Here is a 21,592-nt window from a genome sequence, read left to right as displayed (position 1 = left end):
TCATAGTATCTAATGACAAAAAGCTACCCATTAACCCCTATCTGATAATCCAGCAACTGCCTGAATGTCCCTTTCACTTCCTGCGATAGCTGGTGATATCCACCTTGTTGAATAACCTCACCTTGCTCCATAACAATCACCTGATCTGCATTGCGAATTGTAGATAGGCGGTGAGCGATAACTATAATAGTCATACTTCCTTTGAGCAGCTCCAGTGCTTCTTGAATCAGTCGTTCATTCTCACTGTCAAGCGCGCTAGTCGCTTCATCAAGCACAAGAATGGTAGGACGTTTCAATATGGCTCTTGCCAATACAATTCGTTGCCTTTCTCCTCCCGACAATCGGACGCCTCGATCACCAATGATCGTATCAAGCCCTTGTGGAAGTTTCCGTACAAATTCATCAGAGGCAGAAAATTCCAAAGCTTTCCATAACTCAGAATCATCAACATAAGGTGCCACTAGTTTCAGGTTATCACGAATCGTCTCATTGAATAGAAAGGGATCTTGTGCAACATATCCAATGGAGCTACGGAGAGACAACAATTGCTGATCATCTCGTAGCGTAATACCGTCTATTGTCACTTGTCCACTCTCAGGATGAATGAGACCCATAAGCATATCAATCAAGGTACTTTTACCAGCACCAGATTTACCAACAATGGCTGTCATCCGATTGACAGGGATATGGACATTAATGTCACGAAGAGCATATTCAGACTCACTAGGATCATAACGGTAATCCACTTGATTGCACGTTATTCCTTCTTTCATAAGAATAGGTTGGATTCCTTCAGTGGTATTGATTCCTTCAGTCAACTCTCTATCGGAGTCATACTCTCGCTGCAAATTTCTTAATGCCTTAAAAGCAGGAATATTCGATACAAGCTGTTCCATACTATTCTGTAGAAGAATAAACCTTGGCCATAATCTAGAGAAGATGAGTACAACAAGAATTAATTGTTCAGCAGGTGTATGAATAACCTCTAGAGCTAAATAGACCAACCCTACAATAAAAAGAATAGAAGATATCTTGTAGAAGAACTGCGAAAGTGAGTTAAGCTTAGCAAATTGAATGACATTACTCTCTAATCTCTGGCTAAGATGTTTGAACCAATTGATGTGTGAATATTCTAGCTTGTTACTCTTAATATCCTTGATCGCATTAAAATGATCACTAATGCCAGCAAAATAATGCTGAGATAACACTGAAGTCTCATCACCGATATGTTCAGCTTTCTTAATAAACCTACGTGAGAACAAAGCGAGGAAGATACCACTACCAAGTACTACAAGAGTTAAAACTGGCGATAATAAGAAGGCCAATCCCAACTGAATGATCGTGAATATCGTCGCAGTAATCATCTGAAGAAAGAGCGAGGTACCGAAGCTAACCCTTCCAAGCTCATTGGTCATAATATGATTAAAGTCTGACTTACGTTTTCTCAAGAAAAATTCCCACTTCGCCTGCATCAGTCCCTCATAAGTATTCATTCGAAGTGAACGGACGAATTCTTGGAGGATCTTTGTATTCATCACTAATTGGCTTCTCTGTAGTAATGCCTGCCCCCCCAAGATCATCACATAGATGGCTAGAACGATGGGTAGATTAAGATTGATAGACCATGAATCAACAAATCGAAATAGCGTTGACACAAGGGGTACCCCATCCAAATCCATTTGAATTACACCAATTATACTTAGAAGAGGGACGATCAAATAGATCCCTATGCCATCTAATAAGCTAATCACAAGTGTCATAAACATGTTGAGGTACAGTTTTATTCCTGCGACACGATGCATTTTACGAATATAATAGAATAGATCCTTCATTATACTAACCCCTTATGCGGATCACCGCTTCATAGTCGCTAGAGTTTCAGACTGCTTACTATTTCCGAACATCCCTACGACAGCATACCTTTCGTGTCCTTCACTTCCGGTTACAATATAAGATCCACTACGTAGCCAAGCATGCGCTACCATGTTCCCCGTGTCATCTCGCCCACTTCCCAAATACAAAGTACTTGGAATCCCTCTTCGCTTAAGCATCTTTAGTGCGGCAATACCCTTAACCAGGCATTGGCTCTCCCACCATGTTACGCGACTCATCGCATGAATGGCTATCGATATCTTACGCAATAGTATGAGCTCCTGCTCCGTACATCTAACATATTCCGTTTCCTTCATTCTCTCTCCTAAGGAAGGTGCTACTCTAGAGAAAGGAAGAAGCTTTAAGACTCTTCCCCATGCCAAATAGAAATAAGCTTCTATGAACATCCACTTAACATCCATCGGATAAGAAATGAATTTATGAGCTTTCTTATACAAGCTCATTATTGCTTCCTCACCTGTACGAGTCCATCAGTGGCAAGTTGCTGTATAAATGTGCATACTTGCTGTCTACACACATCTGGTTCAATTTCATACTCTGCCACTAATTGTTCGACCACTCCATTTATGGTGACAGGAGAAGCGATAAGTTCCCATATTTGGCCCCCAATCTGACCAAGGTTGTAATACTTACCGTTTTCGATGCTCAACATCACTTTCTCGCCATCCATATCACTTACCAGGTTACCTTCAGACTGAACGATAAGGTCATTAGCTGTGATTAGTTCAACGCTCATGATTAAAAGCCTCCTCTATTAGAATACTGTACAAAATCATGTATGATACAGATTGTATTATTAATTGTAAATTAGGGGAAGTCGCTCCGCAAAATTTATACAGACAGTCGTTTCAATCGACGCAATAAGCTTAGAAAAGGCCGAAGTGGGAAATATAGAAAATAAAGTGATTTAGGCAATGGTAACATTAAAGCATCGAGTGTGCTAGGAAGAAGTTTGTTTAACATGTATGCTATTATCTGTTTTGCCGACATTAACATAAAGAGGTAGCGATTATAATGCCAAGCGATACTTTTCTCCGGTACGGGATTTAATTTAACGATTCTTTTGACATAATATAGGGCCATTTCTGCTAGTCGTTGAGATTTTGAGTTGATCGTTAATAATTCTAAATCTTGAGAAATCTTCGTTAAAAGTAGGTTCGACAATAGGATGAATGCTTGTCCAACGTATTGCTGCCCACCATATTGATCGAAATGAATTTTCATATTTCCACTGCTTATTGTAGGTAGTAACCTTTCAATATCCATTAACCAGCGTAATCGGAACCAGCCATGTCTAGCACCATGATCCGTAAGATAGCAGAGTAGATCTTCATTTCCCAAACAGTAAAACGTTTGATTAGATATTGTCACATCATTTCTACGTTCCCATAGTTTATCGAATGAGTATGACTTACTGAAATGAGGGTTTAGTCTCCAATGAATTTCAATTTGTGCCGAATGTTCCCTATTCTCGAAGGATAAGTGGTGTGTTTTCTTCTTCCAGTTGTTTAAGATATATGGATCCTTCATCTCGTAACCAAGCTGAACTAATATTTCCTCGGCCTTCTCCACATCATCTGCATGAACTAGAATATCTATATCTTTGGATGTCCGATGAGTCAGATTACCGTAGAGTTGTATAGCTAGAACAGGACCCTTCAATAAAAGAGTACGTATGCCACTATTGGTTAACGCTTTGCATATATGATTCATTTCTCTGCTAAGGTGTAACATCTTCAGGGTATTGGTTTGATATTGATGATGAAGTGTTTCCATAACATTAGCTGGAATTAGTAGTGAGGTGCTAATTCTTTTCAACTTTAAATAAACAAGAGGATACACACGATGATGCATAACAAGCTTCATAAACAATGTCCAATCCAGATCGGATGTATATGGCTCAAGAATACTCTCATCTAGCATATCCTCATGTAAAATCAATAGTAAAAAGGATAACTCTTTGGATACATCACTCAGGTCCAACTCAATTGCATCTAACTTCAAAGTAACTACCCCACTATCTTTCGATATCAGTGATTGCTCGTAAGCTACGCTTCGCTTCAGGAAATATGACGATTACGTCTCCCATTCTGCTCTTACGTACATATCCATCTAATACCATTTTACCTTGTCCTGATATAACCGTCCATACCTCTCGCCGTAAAATATCAAAAGGGATAAGAACTGAACCTATGCACTTTCTTATAAAAGCTCATTATTGCTTACACATATCTGGTTCAATCTCATACTCTACCACTGATTATTCGACCACTTCATTTATGGTTACAGGAGAAGCGATAAGTTCCCATATCTGTCCCCGATCTGACCAAGAATGTAATATTTCCCGTTCTCGATGCCAACATCACTTTCTCGCCATCCATATCGCTTACCGGGTTACCTTCAGACTGTACGATAAGCTCATTAGCTGTGATTAGTTCAGTGGTAATGAAATAATTTTCTCCTTGGTTATATTTAAATTTATGAAAATTATAGTTCTAGTAGGCGAAAAAATCATGTTAACTTTCACAGTATGTATATCATGAAGATTGAAACTTTTTAAAATAACGCCATACTAAGAAAACAGGCCGTAATGGAAAATATAAAAAGTGCATTGTTTTAGGAAGTGGAAATTCAATGACATCCCAAGAATTAGGATAAAACCTAGTCAGTATATATATTACTTTTTGTTTGTTTGTTTTTAAGTTAAATAAATAACGTTGATAATACTTTTTTATATTTGGCTCAGGTTTTGGAGCTAACTGGTACTTATTCTCGATGAAAACAATAGTTTTATTAGCGAGATTATAAGCGTGTGGTGAATTTCTATAGGGGTTGAATTCATTTGGAATATTAGAATTTAACAATTGTTCTGTAAGCAGCAATGTTTGTCCTGTGACAAGTTGTAGACCTAGTTTATTTAATGTGCTAATCAAATGTTCGCTACTAAATGAATGTTTCTTTAACAATCTATCAATATCCACTAACCACCTAAGTCTAAACCAACCGTGACGCGCGCCATGAGAAATTAAATAAGCGAACATATCTGTATCCCCAAGTTGAAATGTAGGTGTTGTAGTTAGATTACTTAAATTTTTTCTATTCCATAATTCACCAAATCCAGATTCTGAACCAGCGTCAGGATGTAAACGCCAATGAAGCTCAACCATAACTTGATTTTGAGGATTAATATATCCAACATGATGGGCTTTACGTTTCCAATCATTAAGAACTCGAGGAACGTCAGAAGTTATTACATAACCTAAATTGATTAACACCTCTTCTGCTTTATTAATAGCTTCTATGGGTATTAACATATCTAAATCTTTTGATGTTCTAAGAGATAAACTACCATATAGTTTTTCAGAAAGTAATGGTCCTTTTAACATCAATACTGGTATTTCACTATTCGTAAAAGCTTTCGTTATTTTATCCATTTCATATGTTAAACCAAGCATTTTATATGTATTATTACTGTAATTTGAATATAGTGAACTAAGTACATAGTCTGGGATTGATATTTTTATATTTGTTAATTTAGTATAAATTAGAGAATATACTCGGTGATGATACACTAGTCTAAGAAATTCACTCCAATCGATATTATCCGTAATTAATGCAGCTATTGTTTCTTCCTCAGAGTAGTTACCAATTAAAAGTATTATTAATTTCAGTTCTTGAGAAAAAGAGCTCTTATCGATTATATAGCCTTGTTTCAAATACATTCACTCCTAGTTTACTGAATTAATAAGCACTCATTAATTACGCTTTTGATACATATTGTATCGTAAAAATAATATATTCACAAGTTACATTTGTACAATAACAGCCATTTCCTGTAAAACAATTTTACTATTATGGTCATCTGCCGACACGACCAATACCCTCTAAAGATAAGATATTAAGAATCGAAAGATCTAAATATCTAATATCTTATCAAAATCTTCTTAACTATTTTAAAGATAAATAATCTCATTAACTTGGACTGGAGGCTAAATCATGGCTAGAGTCATAAGAGGCTATAGAGGTTTAAAAGCAGCAAAGAGTTCAATTGAAAATATAGAGATTGAAAACCAGGTTAAGATAGATCACATAACGAAGAAGTGGGGATTGAAAAAAAACATCTTGGATTTCGGTATTGAGAACAATGGCTCCCAACCATCTCAATTTATTATTCAACAAGCTGAAGATGAAGCTAATCTATTAGCAACAACATTAGGCATTAGAGTAGCTTTGGAATTCCCTACTGGTGTTTATATGACTGAGAAAACAATAAATAAAAAATCTAATGTAGATTGGATTGGGCAAGGTATGATCATACGCGACCCCAATAATATCACCTCTCACTATGCCTTGTTATTAGCAGATGGAGCATCTGATTTTATTATTAGTGGAATAAAATTTTCTAATTTGCCTCATCATATAGCCCACACAATACCATCAAGCTACAGTAAAAGTATTAGAAACTGTTGTATTCATTTATATGAATCAGTGAATGCAGTTATTGATAAATGTTCCTTTGAAAACTACTCTGAAGGGGTTGTTAGAACTGCAAGTAAAGGCTATAAAATTACTGATAACTATTTCAACTCCAAAGTAGAGGGGAAATCTATAGATCAATTCTTAGATGATTCCTACACAGATATTGCAGGGGCACAGACTGGTGATATAACTGGCTGGGTATTGGCACTAGATGCACATAAATGTGATGAAGACTTTACTATATCAGGAAACCACTGTTTGAGTGTTGGATTACGAATAGGGATTGAAGTTATGACTCAAGCCGCTACTCATTCAAGAGGAATAATTACCGGCAACATAATAAAGGGACTTCACCAAGGAATTAAATTATACAAAGGGACATATGGAACATTATCTAATGCAGTTACAAATGTTCGCCAAACCATAATTTCAAATAATCAAATTAGTTACTGCAGGGAAATCGGAATATATATTCGTGCAAATCTTGGCACTTTATGTACTAATAATTTTGTATCCTATTGTGGTTTGTTTAATACGGGTGCTGGTTCTGCTTATGGGGGTATCGTATCTCGAATATCAGCAGAAGTTACCGATACGACATCTACTCTTGATGCAGGTAACTTTATTACCGGTAACTATGTTTATAATTGTGGAAAGTCTAATGGTATGCCAGTACCTCCACGAAGTATTCATGTAAGAAATGCTAATATTTCTGTGACTAACAATTATATTGTTCAAGATTCCAGACATACAACAAAAGTTGGATTTGGGATTCAGGGGGGTTCTGGTGATGATGCTCAAAATTTTAATATCTCGAACAATAGAATTTTCAATTTTGATGTGGCTATAGACATAGCAAATAATGTTACATTAGATCCCATGAATGTTTGTACAATTAATAATAACAATATTAGTAATGCTAATAAAGGAATATCCATTTATAAAGCAAATAGTATTCATATTCTATCTAATTTAATTAGTAGAACTACAGAAGGAATCTATATTAGGAGTTCTCTCTATTCTATTGTAAAAGACAACAGAATAATGAATGGGAATTTTGGGATAACTATCGCAGACGGAACATTTGCTAACAATATCAAGAGAACAAGTGCAACTATGGTTATTATCGGAAATATATTAGTGAGCATGACAGAACCCTTACGTGTAGTTAACACAGCTGTTGGAGATATTACCTTCTCTGGACGATGTAAGTATTTTGCAAATAATTTAGTGGATTGGATGGAAACGCCAATTTAATTGTTACAACTATAATAATCAAGTGTATTTATTTATCCTGTTAAATAAATACACTTGTATTAAATTTGAAATATTGATGTAAATAATCTATTTTTCAAATTTAAGTATTATAGAATTCGGACTAGAATTGTGTTTAATTCTTTGATTTGTAATATTAATTATATTTTCTTTTTTGTACGTGGCTATCATTATCCCACAAAAAACAAAAAATAATTTATGCATCCAAAATGTGAAGCTAAATTGCATTTCAATAAAGTTCATTAGTACCATACTTGCAATAAGTAATCTAATATCACTGTATTTAAACATTGTTCGCAACAATACAACTAATATTATTAAACTCATGATTGTAAAAATTATTCCACCTATTAAACCATTTTCACTTAATATTTCAAGAAATATATTGTGTGGGTATTCAAGGGAACCATAATATTGAAACCCCCCAGTACCAACTCCTACAATGTAATTATCTCGAAAAATTTGAATTGCTTCGGCATGAGCAACATTACGTTCATTGATTGATGATCCCTGGTCGTCACTTGTAATAAGTTCAATATTATTAATTACTTTAGTATAGGTTTCGGGTAGGATTTTAGACACTAAAAGTACGCAACCAACTATAACTATTGAACCTAGTAAAATGTATTTTAGTTTCACCTTTTTTTGAACTATAAACGCAAACATTATGAATATAAGTGATACAAATAAAGATAAAATCGTTCCTCTTGTATTTGTTGATATAAAAACAACAAATAGAACGAATAGCGGGAGCACAAGAATAAGTTTTTGTTTTTTTGTTTTTTCATTACCAAATAGCCAATAAATATTAACTAAAACACCTGATGCAATGAGCAAACTAAATGGAATAGGGTGTGCATTACCAATCGTAAGTCTAAAATAATCCATTCCAAATGATTGAATATAAGCGTAAGAACCTAATACAATCGACAACACCCAAGTAGTTACAAAGAAGTTATTCACGGCTTGAACATGGTTTTTATGCTTTGAAAAGTACAGCCTTGCAACATAATAATAACTAATACCAATAAAGAATAATCTTCCTGCCCTTCCAATTCCATCGCTTACTACAGGCGAATACGATACTCCGTATAATATAACAATTGCCAATAACATTAATAGCGTATCTAAATAACTAATGTTATATTTGTCTCCTTTCTTAATACTTTTTAATATAATAATAACAAAAACTACCAATGGTACTATGATGCTTATAATTTGATTATTATCTACAGATGCGCTCGAATTATTTATTAAATACGCAGGTGGATTAGGTGCAGATCGTATTAAATAAGATTGTAGAGCTATCGCAAGACCAACTTCTGGTCTCCAAATTGAAGTTGAAATAACTAACACTACTATCGCTATAGTAAACATCACAGTCCGTAAACTCCTTTTCTCAAATTAATTTGTAGAGGATTTGTAATTTATACTAGTACTTTTATAAACCTAACTATTTTTTTTACATTCATTTCATTTCCATTATCTGCTACACGATGTAATCTTTGTTCTGAAACCATACCTTTTAATGTTCTTTCTATATCTAATTCTATTAGCTCATTCCACGAAACTAGTTGGTATGATTGCCTACTACTTAGTTCCACAATCGTATTTTGGTCTTCATTCATTAAACCTCTATTAAGCAAAATTAGAGGCTTATTACATATAATCGCTTCCCCTACTGTTCCCCAGCCAGGCTTTGAAATGATGACGTCTGCTGCCGCAACATAATTTTGTGACTCCGTATAGTGATGTGGAATATGGTGGACATTTTTCCCACTAATATTCATATTGCTGGAAACGACAAATAAGCATGAATCATCATGCCACATCTTTAATGAATCTAGATTACCAACTTGAATACTTATACCAAGAGCGAAATAAACAATACATTTATTTTGTTCTGGATTTAATTGATGAGATATACGATTGATCTCTTCCGTATTAGGAGTTCTGCAATAAAAACTTGACTTGAGGACATTCCCACTACCCCAACGAGGTTCTATTGACCCCGATAAGTGAATAAAGGCATCCATATGGGAGTAAGCATCATATAATGGTTTGAGGAACTCCTGATCAATTAATTGTTGATAGGCTGTATACCACGTAAAGTTAGAGATTCCCATCGATTTAACATTTGCTAGTTTCGCAGAGCAAATTGGAACTGGCGATATGTCGGAAATGACCAGATCAACCTCCTCCTGGAGAATGAACTCTGCTTCCCTCTGAATTTCTATTGGCATTGTCTTCATATAATCTAAGTACATAGATTTAAATAACATCAGATCCGGCTCAATAGAATCCTTCTTTAGTATGTATCCTAAATCGGAAGCACATTCACGGAAATCTAAATTTAACATATCTAAATCTCGTAAAGAATCCCGTATAAAACCAAGTCCTTTACCGGAACAGATAATAATATGATAACGCTTAGGAGTATATAACATCAATGCTCTGATAATTGCAATACTACGAGTTGCATGCCCGTATCCATAGTCTGAAATATAGTAACAAATAGTCTTCAAAATGTAGCCCTATACCTTAATACAGTGTTGTTCTATCTCATTCCAAGTCTTATATAGCTCAATCATTTGATTGCATTCATGTGTGAATCCACTCTGAACCACAATAATTTCGAGTTCAGAAAAGGCTCTTATGCTGTGTAATGACTTCATAGGAATATGAAGAACATTTCCAGCATTCACATTCACAAAGTTACCATTCTGAATAAATTCGCCTTTGCCTTTAACAATTGTCCAGACCTCTTCACGACTTGCATGCATTCGATAGCTCAAACTTTTATCTTTTTGAATACTCACCCGTTTTGTGGTTACACAACGACCATCTTCGTAATTCTGATCATCTAATATTCTAATCCAGCCCCATTGTCTTTCTTCGTACATTGGACCCTGTTCAAAATTAATGAAATCCTTTATACGCGGGCTTGAACTTTTATCAGTCACTAAAATACCATCAGGACTTACAGCTACAACTATATTGGATAACCCGAGTATTGAAACTGGAATGTCAATTTCATTAATAAGATGTGTATTAACGCAGTCATCACTAATAATACCTTTACCAATTTGTCGATTCGGCATTTCTTCTGTTAACGTATTCCAAGTACCGAGATCCTTCCAATAACCTTCATAAGGAAGTACTACTATTTGAGATGCTTTTTCCAATACTTCATAATCAAAACTAATTTTAGGTATTTTATGATATTGCTTTGTTAACTCTTCGAATTGAATAGGTAGTCCTTTGCGTTCAAGCAGTTCAATAACATAACCAAGCTTGAATGCAAATACACCACAATTCCAAAGTGCATTTTGATCTATTAGCATTTCTGCAATTTCTTCTGTTGGCTTTTCCTGAAAATGGCTAACAGACATATATTCATTATCTTTCTCAATATTGTTCTCGGGATTTGTAGGAATGATATATCCATACTTTGTAGAAGGGTAAGTTGGTTGTACACCAATAAGTGCAATTTCAGCATCTGAGGAATTTAATATGGATTCTAATTTTTTTACAGAATCAAAGAAATGATTCTCCACGTAAGGATCTACAGGTAACACGACAACGACTTCATCCAATCCCACTCCGGCATAGGAATATAAATAGGTAGCTACCAACATGATAGCCGCATATGTATCTCGCCGATCAGGTTCTATGATTAAAGGAACATATTCTCCGATTTGACTTTGCATAATCTCAATTTGAGACTTACTCGTTGCGATATAACTTGAATCTTCTAATCCATTTGCAGTTATTTGCTCCCATACACGCTGTACCATGGAAACCATTTCATCACTATCATTCTCAAGCAACTTAAGAAACTGTTTCGATCTTGCATCATTGGATAAGGGCCATAATCTTTTGCCTGATCCTCCTGACAGCAGTACCAATTTCATATCTACACCTCCATTTATATTGTTGTTTTATATTGATATTAAAAGGCTCCGATACTTATCCAACGATTGTTCTTTTCTTAAATACTGTTCTAAGTATTCCCTTCCTTGTATTCCTTTGTATGCTAACAAATGTCGATCAAGTTTATACAAGGATTTCAACTCCTCTATCACCTCTGAGTAATTCTGTGGCTCGACAACGATTCCACATCCACTATTTTCGATTAATAGACAAGCCTCGCTACCTTTCTCGAGAACGCCTAATATAGGTTTACCAGCAGCCATTACACCATATATCTTGCTTGGAACAGAAACACCCTTAATCCCTTTCTGATTCACAACTAAATGAACGTCTGCTGCATTTAATGTATATTTAATCTCTGCCTTCGGTTGAAATGGTAGAAAGAAAACGTTGTTTAGTTGATTACGCTCCGCATATGTTTCCATTGTATTTTTCACTGCCCCATCCCCAATAAATGCAAATACAATATCATCATAATTGGAGAAGTCCTTCGTTATCTTAATCAAATTCTCTAAGTCATAGTAGAGTCCCATATTGCCAGAATACATAACTATAAATTTATTCTCCCAGCCATTCCCTTTAATAAATTCCTGTACTTTAAAATGGTCTTTCGCAAGAGGGACAACTTCCTTCTCGTCGGTCCAATTATTAATAACCGTACAATCTGTAATTGCCTGGTTAGCAAATCTCTTATACAGTGTTTCTTGCATATCGTGGCCAACCGTAATAATATGATCTGCGTACTTACAGTTCATTGTGTCAATCCACCGTGCTACACGGTAAACCGACTTATTCTTCATATAACTTACTGCTTCCGCCTGTTCTGGATTGAAATCTTGAATATTGTATATGTGCTTTGTACGTTTAAAGAACTTTCCAATCGTACCTATTAGTCCACCTAGAATAGGAGGTGTTGAGATGGTATAGAGAATCTGAACATCCTTTTGTTTCAGAACCAGTAAAATCGCATAAAAAAAATAAGTTGCAATATATCGCAACCTACTCCATTTATTTCGTTTATCCTGTTGGGGAAGCCTGATTCTTATGATATCGATATTCTCCATTCGATCTTTGGAAAACCTTTCACTTTTATTATTCCTCTCTATTTCTTCTTGTGTTTGGGCTGCTATGACCGTTATTCGAAAGTCATTTTGTATATGAAGGCATAGTTCTGTCAAAAGTTGTCCTGTTGATGCATAGTCAGGATAAAAGTAATTAATTATAAATACAATCTTTGGCTTCATATGGGCACAACCTCTTTCAATTGTTCTATCTCTTCTTTATCTTCAAATCTATACTTCATAAACCTTGCAGGTGTTCCGGCATGGATTTCATTTGATGATACATCCCTTGTAACTGTACTTCTTGCGGCTACTATCGACATCACACCTATTGTAATACCAGGATTCACAAAGACATCACTTGCGATCCAAGCGCCATCGCTGATTTTTATAGGCTTTGTAGTTAATCCGAATTTTGGATCATGAATATTATGCGTTCCAGTGCAAAGATAGCAATGTTGAGACACTACACAATGTTCACCGACTTCTATGTGATCTAGACTATAGAACTCTGCGTGATCTCCAATCCATGAATAGTCACCTATTGTTACTTTCCATGGGTATGTAAATGTAGCCGTAGATCTTATCTGAACTCCCTTACCTACATGTGCACCGAATATACGTAAAAGAAAATTACGCCATCTATACATAGGATGCAGAGAGAATCGAAACAGGCTTCCTTGAACAAGCCACCACAGTAATACGAACCATCCACTTCTTCCTCTTGAGTAACCGTCTTGATGGTAAAGGTCTAATCTTATCCTGTTACTTTTCATGAACGATCTTACTCCTATTATTAATTGGTTTACTGCTTAACAGTGTATTGTACACTGATAGGGTTGAATTCAAATAATGTTCACGTGTAAATCTATCAAGAACTTGTGTTTTACTATTAAGGCCAAATTGAGCCCTATCTTCATTATTAATCATTCGAATAATTGCGTTGGCAAGAGCATCGGCATTCATTGGGGGTACTAAATATCCTATATCTGGAGTAACCATTTCTGGAACTCCTCCGACATCAGTCGCTACGATTGGTAGTGATGCAGCCATGGCTTCAAGAATAACCGTTGGAAAGATATCATATACGGATGGTAGCACGAATACATCTGCTTGCAATAATAAGTCAGATACATCCCTTCGCAATCCTAGAAAGTAAACATTATTCAGATCTAATTCGGTTGCTAAGGTTTTTAATTGTTCTTTATAACTCATTTCCGATTCAAACGCCACATCACCAATAACCAAATACTTTAAATCTGGGTTTGATTGCTTAGTAATATACGCGGCCTGAAGTAAGTATTCAATCCCTTTCATAGGAGAGAGACGTGCGACGGTTATAAGAATCTTATCATTAGTAGCAATGCCTAACTCTTCCTTCAAGCTGTTTTCATATTTTTTATGAACTACTGATTGATTTATTTCAATTCCGTTATAAATTTTGATGAGCTTATGTGAGTAGCCCTTTCCCCACTTAAACATCACCTTACTCCGTTCACATAACACGATTACTTTGTCGTTGAATAAATGATTTAAGTACCCAATAAATTTATAAGCAACTAAGGGTTTTCTAGGAAGTTCATGAACAGTTTGAATGGTTGGAATACTAAGCAACTTCCCAACTATATTACCTCCCATTAATTCCATCTTGTGAGAATGAATAAGGTCAATTTTGTATTCTTTCACAATTTTTTTAATCGACTTAATGGATAGAAATAAATTTTTCAGATTTCGAAAATAATATGCAAGATCGGTCGGTTTGCCAAATACAGCAAGTGTTGTAAAAATCACCTTAGCTCCTGCTGCTTCATACTTTTCAACATAGGGACTAGGTGCGGGTAATACGACATATGGTCTATATTCTGTTTTATCCAACCCTTGAACGAGTTGAAGTAGCACGGTATCCACACCACCTACATGACTGGCATAGGGTTGAATATAAAGTATGTTAATCACTTTCTAAACACCTCCCGAAACTGCCTGTTTAATTGCTGTTGTAACAGCATTAGCATAAGAATTAGGATGAAGCTTCCTCCATAAGCCTAAGCTCATTCTCCAATTGGAGCGTACATACTCTTGATTATCCATTAACCAACGAAAAGCTCTAAGCAAATCTTCTTCATCCAATGGATCTATAATTAAACCATTTTGCTGATCTACGATAATATCCTTTGTTGCCCCAGCGTACTTCGAGGCGAGAACAAATGTATTTGTAGCTAAAGCTTCGTTTACAACCAATCCCCATACTTCAATTAACGAAGGAAATAGTAAGCAATCACTTTGAATTAAATAGTCAGTTAATGCTTCCTTTTGTTTATATCCTTCAAAATATATTTGCTTTTCTAAACCAAACTCTTTAACTCTTTCTTTCAATTTCTGCTCATCTGGGCCAGATCCAACAATTTTTAATTCCCAAGACGGATTATCAAGTATTCTAAGAGCTTCGATAATCTGCACTAACCCTTTACGTTCGATCAGTTGACCAATGAATAATAACTTCACCTTATCGTTCTTGGTCAGTTCCGGTTCTACATGAATAGAATTCTCATTATACTTGTTGCGAAAATACCGTATATCGACGGTATTGTAGCCTACAATAATTTTACTATCCTGTACACCATAGTGTCTTAGACATTTTGCCGATTCGGTACCGTAAGTTACAAACGAATCGGCGGACTTAAAAAATACCTTGCGTGTTCGATTAACTATGGTATTCTGAACTCTGCTACTCTCAAGGGTACTTCCCCACCATACAAGAAGTTTTTTTCTGAAAATTCTACAATAGAAGAGTGCCGACCAATATCCGAGTGAATCATATCCAGTAGTAATAATCACATCAGGATTTTCTCGTATGAGCTTATAAAAAATACCTAGGTTAACATGCACACCCATATCCAATCTTTGAATATAAGTATGAACCCCAGGCAAGCATTCATAATCGTATTTAATTTCGTGATGATTTATATTCCAATGCCTATTCTTTTCTCGTTCTTCTAAATACCAAACCTTTAGCTTAATATCACTATTCTCAACTAATTTATTGAGCACTGGTATTCTATAAGGAGCAATAGTGTTCGTAAGGAGAAGGGTTTTTATCATACACTCACCTCGAGCATTCTATATTTAACGTACGATGACTTATCTCTAATTAAATGATCAATATAATTTATTGTTGAGTGTACCCATCAGTCTGTCCCCATATTTCTCCCAAGTATATTCTTGGGCTTTGTTGGTCGCGTTCTGCTCCATACGTGTAATTTCTTCAGGATTCTCTACAAAGTATAGTATCGCCTGTTCAATAGCACCTACATTCCTAGATGGGATGATTAGTCCTTCTTCCTTATCAGTTATTACACTTCCAGCATTTATGGTAACAATTTGTGGTAATCCACAGCCCATAGCTTCATACGTAACAACAGCACTCCCTTCACAGAGGCTTGGAAATATAAACACATGTGAGGTATTATATAATTCCAGAAGCCTCTGTTGAGGAAGGAAATCGACATGTTTAAATACATCAGAATATCGGTCTAGATAAGAAACAAACTCTTTATCTACTCCTCCAACAAGTAATAGCTCAATAGGAACTCTTATATGCATACTCTTTAAATTTTTCACAGCCTCCAATAAATATTTTAAGCCTTTGCGATGTCCTATTTGACCCACAAATAATAATCTCAAACAATCTTTAGGCTTGATCATATTCATATCTCTTTTAAATAGTTTGGAGTCGTATCCGTATGGAACTAGAAGTAATTTGTTTTTTGAAATACCATTATTAATCATGGATTGATAAACAAATTCACTAGGAACAAGAATATAATTTGCCAACTCATACTCTTTTAACTTTCTTTTCACCATCAATGTATGTAAATTTGAAGGCACTTTTCCAAACTCAGTATTATAAATTTGAATTTCCGTCAAGACATGAGCTATTCGTTGCTCGAGGAATAATATAGTGTCCTGTTTCATTAACCTTTTCATTTGAATGAGTGTGTAGTTATTAAATCCAATTATAAAGTCAGCTTTACCCATCCTTATGGACACCATAAAGTCGAATAATATATCTGACAATAAATTATATGGGATGTGATGGCCTAGTAATGGTATCTTTCGCAATACATAACCTAACATTAGAGGAAGCGAAATACAACTTATATGCTCTTTTGGAATCGTGTTACTATTCACTTTTTTTCCGATATAGAACCTTTTTAACATCCCACTTCTTGCTAAGGATTCAGCTGTAAATGTAGCATGAAACTTAGATCCTACGGATACAATCCCTTGTTTCAGCATTTTATTCACCTATAACTTTCAGAGTATTTGCAGAGAAAAAAGCTTCATATTGCTGCCAAAAAAAGTCCTCCGATACCACTGCTTTATATCGTTCAACTCCCTTTTGATTCACCAAGCGCTCTCCACCTCTAAATTCATCAATATATCTCCCCAGGCTGATGGCAAGATCATTGGTATCTTCAACTGAATAGGTATATCCTAAATCGTATTTATTAATGGTATAACCTAACTCACCATGATTTGGGCCTATAATAAATTTCCCATTCGCAACCCCTTCAGTTAGCGGACCACTTTGTCCAGTAAATATCTTTCTATATGGTAAAACCACAGCATCAGTCATTCCAAAATAATAGGGAACTTCTTCGTCAGGGACAAATCCTAACTTGAAAATAATATTGTTTTTTACGGTAGTTCCTTCAAGCTTCTCCTCAAGAAACTTTCGATCGAAATGTTCTTCTTTCCCAATAATAAATAAAGTATATTTACGATCCCCAATTTTTTTAAGGGAGTCTATTAGTAAATCAAGACCTTTATCATAACGAAGCCCACCAAATAGCAATAAAAAGGGCCTTTCTAAATGTTCAATATTTGAGTTGTCTTCTATAATTAAATCATCCTCACTTGATTGAGATAATTCATGAAGATTAGGGTAAGGAACCGAAAATACTTTCTCATTTTCTGTTGGACCTAATAACTTTAATATATTATTCTTCGTATATTCTCCATGAACGATAATTTTTTCTAAAACATTTCCCTTTATTAATCCTTTTAATAATATCTTCTTCAATGTCTTATTAGGGGACCAATGTAACGTTGCTGTTACCTTGAACTTGAAAAGAATAATCAAAGGCCACATGAATAAAAGTAAAATGAGCAAACTGTCAAGATAAAGTAGATGAATATGCTTCAATTTTCGATTTCTTGCTATCTGTCCCATTTTTATTAATAAAGAGCAATCATGGAGTAAATGATGTTTTCTTGCTGTCGTAATATGCATGTAATTTACACCTTCTTTTTCAAGTAGATCCTGCATATTATTTGTAGTTTTGCTTACAAACAATACTTCCCGATCTTTAGACACTCCCTTTATCAGAGAGAAATCATATCTGGATCGATGTCCGCTGCAAGTAGTATCAAACAACAAAATTTTATCCATCTTTGTCCTCTATTCCAAGAAAACTAATCTTCCGGAGAATGATTAGTTTTTCTTATAACTTTATTCATTTCATTGTAATTTCATTTGTAGCTCCGTAACATTTACATCAGTCTCATGGTCATTCCTTGATTTAAATACTTTCTTTCGAACGAAATAAATTGAAAATAATACCAATGGTATAGCTACTAACTTTGAAATGCCTGTTGCAATATCTCCGATATATGGTGCTAACAGACTTAACAAGACTAATGTGAGAATAGAGCTGGACAATGAAATTACTGTGTTAATTCTTACATATCCAGTTCCATTCAAGCAGTAATAAGGAATGACACCAAAGGCTCCTATCGAAGTAGAAACTGTCAGCATACGAAATAACGTTACATGTTGATTAGCAAAATCTGCATCTATCCAAATTGTTAATATTTGATTTGCAAAGAAACATGCAACAAATGATGATGCAATTATAAATATAGACTTATACAACAGTGCTTTTGAATAAACTTCTCGTATTTTACTTATACTGTTGCTCTCGTATAGTGAACTAAATTTAGGCAAAAGGAATGCTGCTGCTGCAGTTGGGATTTCATGAATCTTTGCAATAAGTTGCATACAAACTGAATAATACCCCAGAGCACTTGGGCCTAGTAAAATTCCTATAATAAGTTTATCAGCTTGTGCATTTAATGCACTAATGATTAGTTGAAACCATGAGTATATACCGTAGCTAAAGATCTTTACAAAGGTTGCTTTATTTAAGGATAGCTTAAGCGATAAGTTTTTATTACTCTTTTTGGCTATATATACATTAGCTAAGAGCAGTATCACCGTCGATATGAACAAAAAGATAACGAGCACCTTAATATCTTTATATAGCAATGCCAATATTGTAAAAGTAATAGATGTAATTAAATTAAACACAATTATTATTTTACTATTAATGTCATAACGTTGTTTAGCCATATATGATCCAGATATTATGCTATTGATGATCCGTAATCCAACAACACCACCTACGAGATGAATAACGGGCATTATTTCTTCCATTCCTACGCTACCAAAAAATATAGGAAATAAATAAACTCCAAACAAAAAGGTTAATATGTTTATTGTTATAGCTAAAATAACTGAAAGTGTGAAAGATACAGAAAATAACTGATTAAACATTTTGCTTTCATTTGAACTCTCATATTCTGAGCCGATCTTGATAAACGCATTTCCTAATCCGAAGTTGGAAATCCCTAATACATTAATCAGAGAGTTTATTAAGACCCATATTCCATAGTTTGAACTACCCAAATTCGTGAGTAGCATCGGTGTAGTTACGATTAATACTATTGGTGTAATAACATAAGATAAGACGCTATAGAGTACATTTTTAAAATCCCTATTATTCTTAATCAAGGAAAGTTTGTTTATCAACTTCATGATAATGCGCTCCACTCTAAGAAATAAATATATATGAAACAAAATTCATACATTTAATAACAGGACTGAAATTCAGCCCTGTTGGACAATATCATTATACAGGAAGTACCAATTCACTATGTTTCATCTGTGCTTCTGCTCTTTTTAGATCCTCGTTTACCATCATATGAACAAGTTCTTCAAACCCGACTTCAAGCTCCCAACCTAAATTTTCTTTTGCTTTGGAACAATCCCCCAGTAAGAGATCCACTTCCGCTGGTCGAGCAAATTCAGGATCAATCACTACATAATCTTTATAATCCAACCCTACATAGGAGAAGGCAACTTCAACCAGTTCTCTAACTGTATGCATTTCACCAGTAGAAATTACGTAATCGTCCGGTTCCTCCTGTTGTAGCATCAGCCACATAGCCTTGATATAATCTCCAGCAAATCCCCAGTCACGTAAAGAGTCTAGATTACCCATACGGAGCTCACTTTGGAGACCGAGCTTAATTCTAGCAGCAGCATCCGTAACCTTTCTTGTAACAAACTCTAATCCTCTTCTTGGAGATTCGTGATTGAATAGAATCCCCGAACAAGCAAACATATTGAAGCTCTCGCGATAGTTTACAGTAATCCAATGCCCGTATACTTTTGCAACGCCATATGGACTGCGTGGATAGAAGGGTGTTGTTTCTTTCTGTGGAGTTTCGATTACTTTCCCAAACATCTCAGAACTTGATGCTTGGTAGAATCTAGCTTCAGGCTTCATGATCCGCACAGCTTCCAACATATTTGTAACTGCAATTGCAGTAATCTGCCCTGTCGCCAAAGGCTGTGGCCAGGATGCTGCCACAAATGATTGAGCAGCTAAGTTATAGACTTCATCCGGATCAGAAATTTTAACCGCTTCTATTAAGGAAGCCATATCGGTCAGATCACCGGAGATCCACTTGATTTTATCTTTGATATGCTGCACGTTCTCATAATTTGGTGTGCTTGTACGCCTCCGCATACCGAAAACCTCATATCCCTTTTCCAACAAAAATTCTGCTAAATATGAACCATCTTGGCCCGTAACTCCAGTAATTAATGCCCTTTTCATTGTTGATTCCTCCACATATCTTCAATTATTGGTTAATCAGATATTCCTTCTGAAATGATTGATATACAGACCGCAATCCATCTTCTAATGAGATCTTAGCTTCCCATCCCAGTTGATTTATCTTCGTTACATCTACAAGTTTCCTCGGAGTACCATCAGGTATCGAACTATTGAACACAATCTCACCTTCATAACCGACGATCGACTGAACAAGTTCAGCCAATTCTTTGATTGGAATATCATCGCCAACACCGACGTTAATAACTTCACTTTCGTTGTAATGGTTCATTAGAAACAAACAGGCTTCAGCCAGATCGTCTGCATGGAGAAATTCGCGTCTAGGATTTCCTGTCCCCCACACTTCTACCGTAGGAACATTATTTTCCTTTGCATCATGGAATTTTCGTATCAATGCGGGCAATACATGAGAGCTTTTCAAGTCGAAGTTGTCATTAGGACCATACATATTGGTCGGCATAACAGATATATATTTTGTTCCATATTGTCGGTTATAGGATTGGCACATGGTAATACCAGCGATCTTAGCAATTGCATATGGCTGATTCGTTGGCTCTAGTTCGCCAGTGAGCAGATACTCTTCTTTAAGTGGCTGTGGAGCAAATTTCGGATAGATACATGTAGAACCAAGAAATAATAACTTCTCCACATTGAACTGATATGCTGCATCAATGACGTTCGTTTGAATAAGTAGATTATCTCTTATGAAATCAGCAGGATAATCATTATTGGCTGCAATTCCACCAACCTTAGCGGCAGCTAAAAACACATATTCAATCTGTTCTTCATGGAACAAGCTATTTACTTCTTCCCGGTTCCTTAAATCTAATTCTGTACTCGTACGTAACACGAAGTTGTGATAACCTTTGCTCTGTAATGCTCTTAAAATTGCGGAACCCACCAGACCTCTATGTCCAGCAATATAAATTCTTGAATTCAATTCCAATTTACGGGTCAACTCCTGTCTTA

General features: G+C 35.4%; 18 protein-coding genes and 1 pseudogene. 1 reads left to right on the top strand and 18 read right to left on the bottom strand.

What is annotated here, in order from left to right:
* Window positions 1–23: 23 nt before the first annotated feature.
* The 6 genes and pseudogenes from AC1D69_RS04170 to AC1D69_RS04145 all read right to left on the bottom strand — a co-directional run bounded on the left by AC1D69_RS04170 (window position 24) and on the right by AC1D69_RS04145 (window position 5,609).
* Window positions 24–1,832 carry an ABC transporter ATP-binding protein gene (locus AC1D69_RS04170; protein WP_495454900.1) on the bottom strand — a complete coding sequence of 603 codons (1,809 nt, stop codon included), beginning with the start codon at window positions 1,830–1,832 and terminating at the stop codon, window positions 24–26.
* Window positions 1,833–1,853: 21 nt separating this feature from the next.
* Window positions 1,854–2,336 carry a lasso peptide biosynthesis B2 protein gene (locus AC1D69_RS04165; RefSeq protein WP_495454899.1) on the bottom strand — a complete coding sequence of 161 codons (483 nt, stop codon included), beginning with the start codon at window positions 2,334–2,336 and terminating at the stop codon, window positions 1,854–1,856.
* On the bottom strand, window positions 2,336–2,629 hold the full coding sequence (locus tag AC1D69_RS04160; RefSeq protein ID WP_495454898.1) for a lasso peptide biosynthesis PqqD family chaperone: 294 nt from the start codon (window positions 2,627–2,629) through the stop codon (window positions 2,336–2,338). Before AC1D69_RS04160 ends, AC1D69_RS04165 begins: the two co-directional genes overlap by 1 nt.
* A gap of 95 nt (window positions 2,630–2,724) precedes the next feature.
* On the bottom strand, window positions 2,725–3,897 hold the full coding sequence (locus AC1D69_RS04155) for a nucleotidyltransferase domain-containing protein (RefSeq protein ID WP_495454897.1): 1,173 nt from the start codon (window positions 3,895–3,897) through the stop codon (window positions 2,725–2,727).
* A gap of 262 nt (window positions 3,898–4,159) precedes the next feature.
* A pseudogene (locus AC1D69_RS04150) lies at window positions 4,160–4,340 on the bottom strand (lasso peptide biosynthesis PqqD family chaperone); the annotation flags it as partial.
* A 90-nt stretch (window positions 4,341–4,430) separates the two neighbouring features.
* A complete protein-coding gene (locus tag AC1D69_RS04145) occupies window positions 4,431–5,609 on the bottom strand; it encodes a nucleotidyltransferase domain-containing protein (RefSeq protein ID WP_495454896.1) in 1,179 nt (392 codons plus the stop codon).
* Window positions 5,610–5,889: 280 nt separating this feature from the next.
* Here AC1D69_RS04145 and AC1D69_RS04140 point away from each other — a divergent pair, with 280 nt between their 5' ends.
* A complete protein-coding gene (locus tag AC1D69_RS04140) occupies window positions 5,890–7,629 on the top strand; it encodes a right-handed parallel beta-helix repeat-containing protein (protein WP_495454895.1) in 1,740 nt (579 codons plus the stop codon).
* 87 nt (window positions 7,630–7,716) lie between these two features.
* Here the strand turns inward: AC1D69_RS04140 and AC1D69_RS04135 are convergent, their stop codons facing one another.
* From AC1D69_RS04135 to AC1D69_RS04080, 12 genes are all read right to left on the bottom strand, one after another.
* Window positions 7,717–9,024 (bottom strand): O-antigen ligase family protein, encoded by a 1,308-nt coding sequence (locus AC1D69_RS04135; protein WP_495455287.1) that lies wholly within the window; start codon window positions 9,022–9,024, stop codon window positions 7,717–7,719.
* Window positions 9,025–9,074: 50 nt separating this feature from the next.
* Window positions 9,075–10,094 carry a glycosyltransferase gene (locus AC1D69_RS04130; RefSeq protein WP_495454894.1) on the bottom strand — a complete coding sequence of 340 codons (1,020 nt, stop codon included), beginning with the start codon at window positions 10,092–10,094 and terminating at the stop codon, window positions 9,075–9,077.
* Window positions 10,095–10,181: 87 nt separating this feature from the next.
* Window positions 10,182–11,561: a sugar phosphate nucleotidyltransferase gene (locus tag AC1D69_RS04125; protein ID WP_495454893.1), complete on the bottom strand. Its 1,380-nt coding sequence runs from the start codon at window positions 11,559–11,561 to the stop codon at window positions 10,182–10,184.
* Window positions 11,562–11,588: 27 nt separating this feature from the next.
* A complete protein-coding gene (locus tag AC1D69_RS04120) occupies window positions 11,589–12,824 on the bottom strand; it encodes a glycosyltransferase family 4 protein (protein WP_495454892.1) in 1,236 nt (411 codons plus the stop codon).
* Entirely contained in the window at window positions 12,821–13,417 is a 597-nt protein-coding gene (locus AC1D69_RS04115) for a WcaF family extracellular polysaccharide biosynthesis acetyltransferase (RefSeq protein WP_495454891.1), read from the bottom strand. The genes AC1D69_RS04120 and AC1D69_RS04115 overlap by 4 nt, the downstream gene beginning before the upstream one ends.
* On the bottom strand, window positions 13,407–14,597 hold the full coding sequence (locus AC1D69_RS04110; RefSeq protein WP_495454890.1) for a glycosyltransferase family 4 protein: 1,191 nt from the start codon (window positions 14,595–14,597) through the stop codon (window positions 13,407–13,409). Before AC1D69_RS04110 ends, AC1D69_RS04115 begins: the two co-directional genes overlap by 11 nt.
* Window positions 14,598–14,600: 3 nt before the next feature.
* The gene (locus tag AC1D69_RS04105; RefSeq protein ID WP_495454889.1) at window positions 14,601–15,740 is read right to left on the bottom strand and encodes a glycosyltransferase family 4 protein; all 1,140 of its coding nucleotides are present in this window, start codon (window positions 15,738–15,740) and stop codon (window positions 14,601–14,603) included.
* Window positions 15,741–15,797: 57 nt separating this feature from the next.
* Window positions 15,798–16,676, bottom strand: a complete 879-nt coding sequence (locus AC1D69_RS04100; protein ID WP_495454888.1) for a glycosyltransferase family 4 protein — start codon at window positions 16,674–16,676, stop codon at window positions 15,798–15,800.
* Between the two features lie 262 nt (window positions 16,677–16,938).
* Complete coding sequence (locus AC1D69_RS04095) at window positions 16,939–18,018, bottom strand: glycosyltransferase (RefSeq protein ID WP_495454887.1); 1,080 nt, start codon at window positions 18,016–18,018, stop codon at window positions 16,939–16,941.
* Window positions 18,019–18,162: 144 nt separating this feature from the next.
* Window positions 18,163–19,518, bottom strand: coding sequence for an oligosaccharide flippase family protein (locus AC1D69_RS04090; protein ID WP_495454886.1), 1,356 nt, complete (start codon window positions 19,516–19,518; stop codon window positions 18,163–18,165).
* Between the two features lie 94 nt (window positions 19,519–19,612).
* Window positions 19,613–20,605 carry a GDP-mannose 4,6-dehydratase gene (gene gmd / locus AC1D69_RS04085; RefSeq protein WP_495454885.1) on the bottom strand — a complete coding sequence of 331 codons (993 nt, stop codon included), beginning with the start codon at window positions 20,603–20,605 and terminating at the stop codon, window positions 19,613–19,615.
* 25 nt (window positions 20,606–20,630) lie between these two features.
* Window positions 20,631–21,569, bottom strand: coding sequence for a GDP-L-fucose synthase family protein (locus AC1D69_RS04080; protein ID WP_495454884.1), 939 nt, complete (start codon window positions 21,567–21,569; stop codon window positions 20,631–20,633).
* Between the last annotated feature and the right edge of the window lie 23 nt (window positions 21,570–21,592).

It is taken from the genome of Paenibacillus sp. Y301 (genome assembly GCF_059445505.1).
The sequence above is the reverse complement of the archived record's forward strand: the minus strand, read 5'-3'. Positions and strand labels throughout refer to the sequence as shown.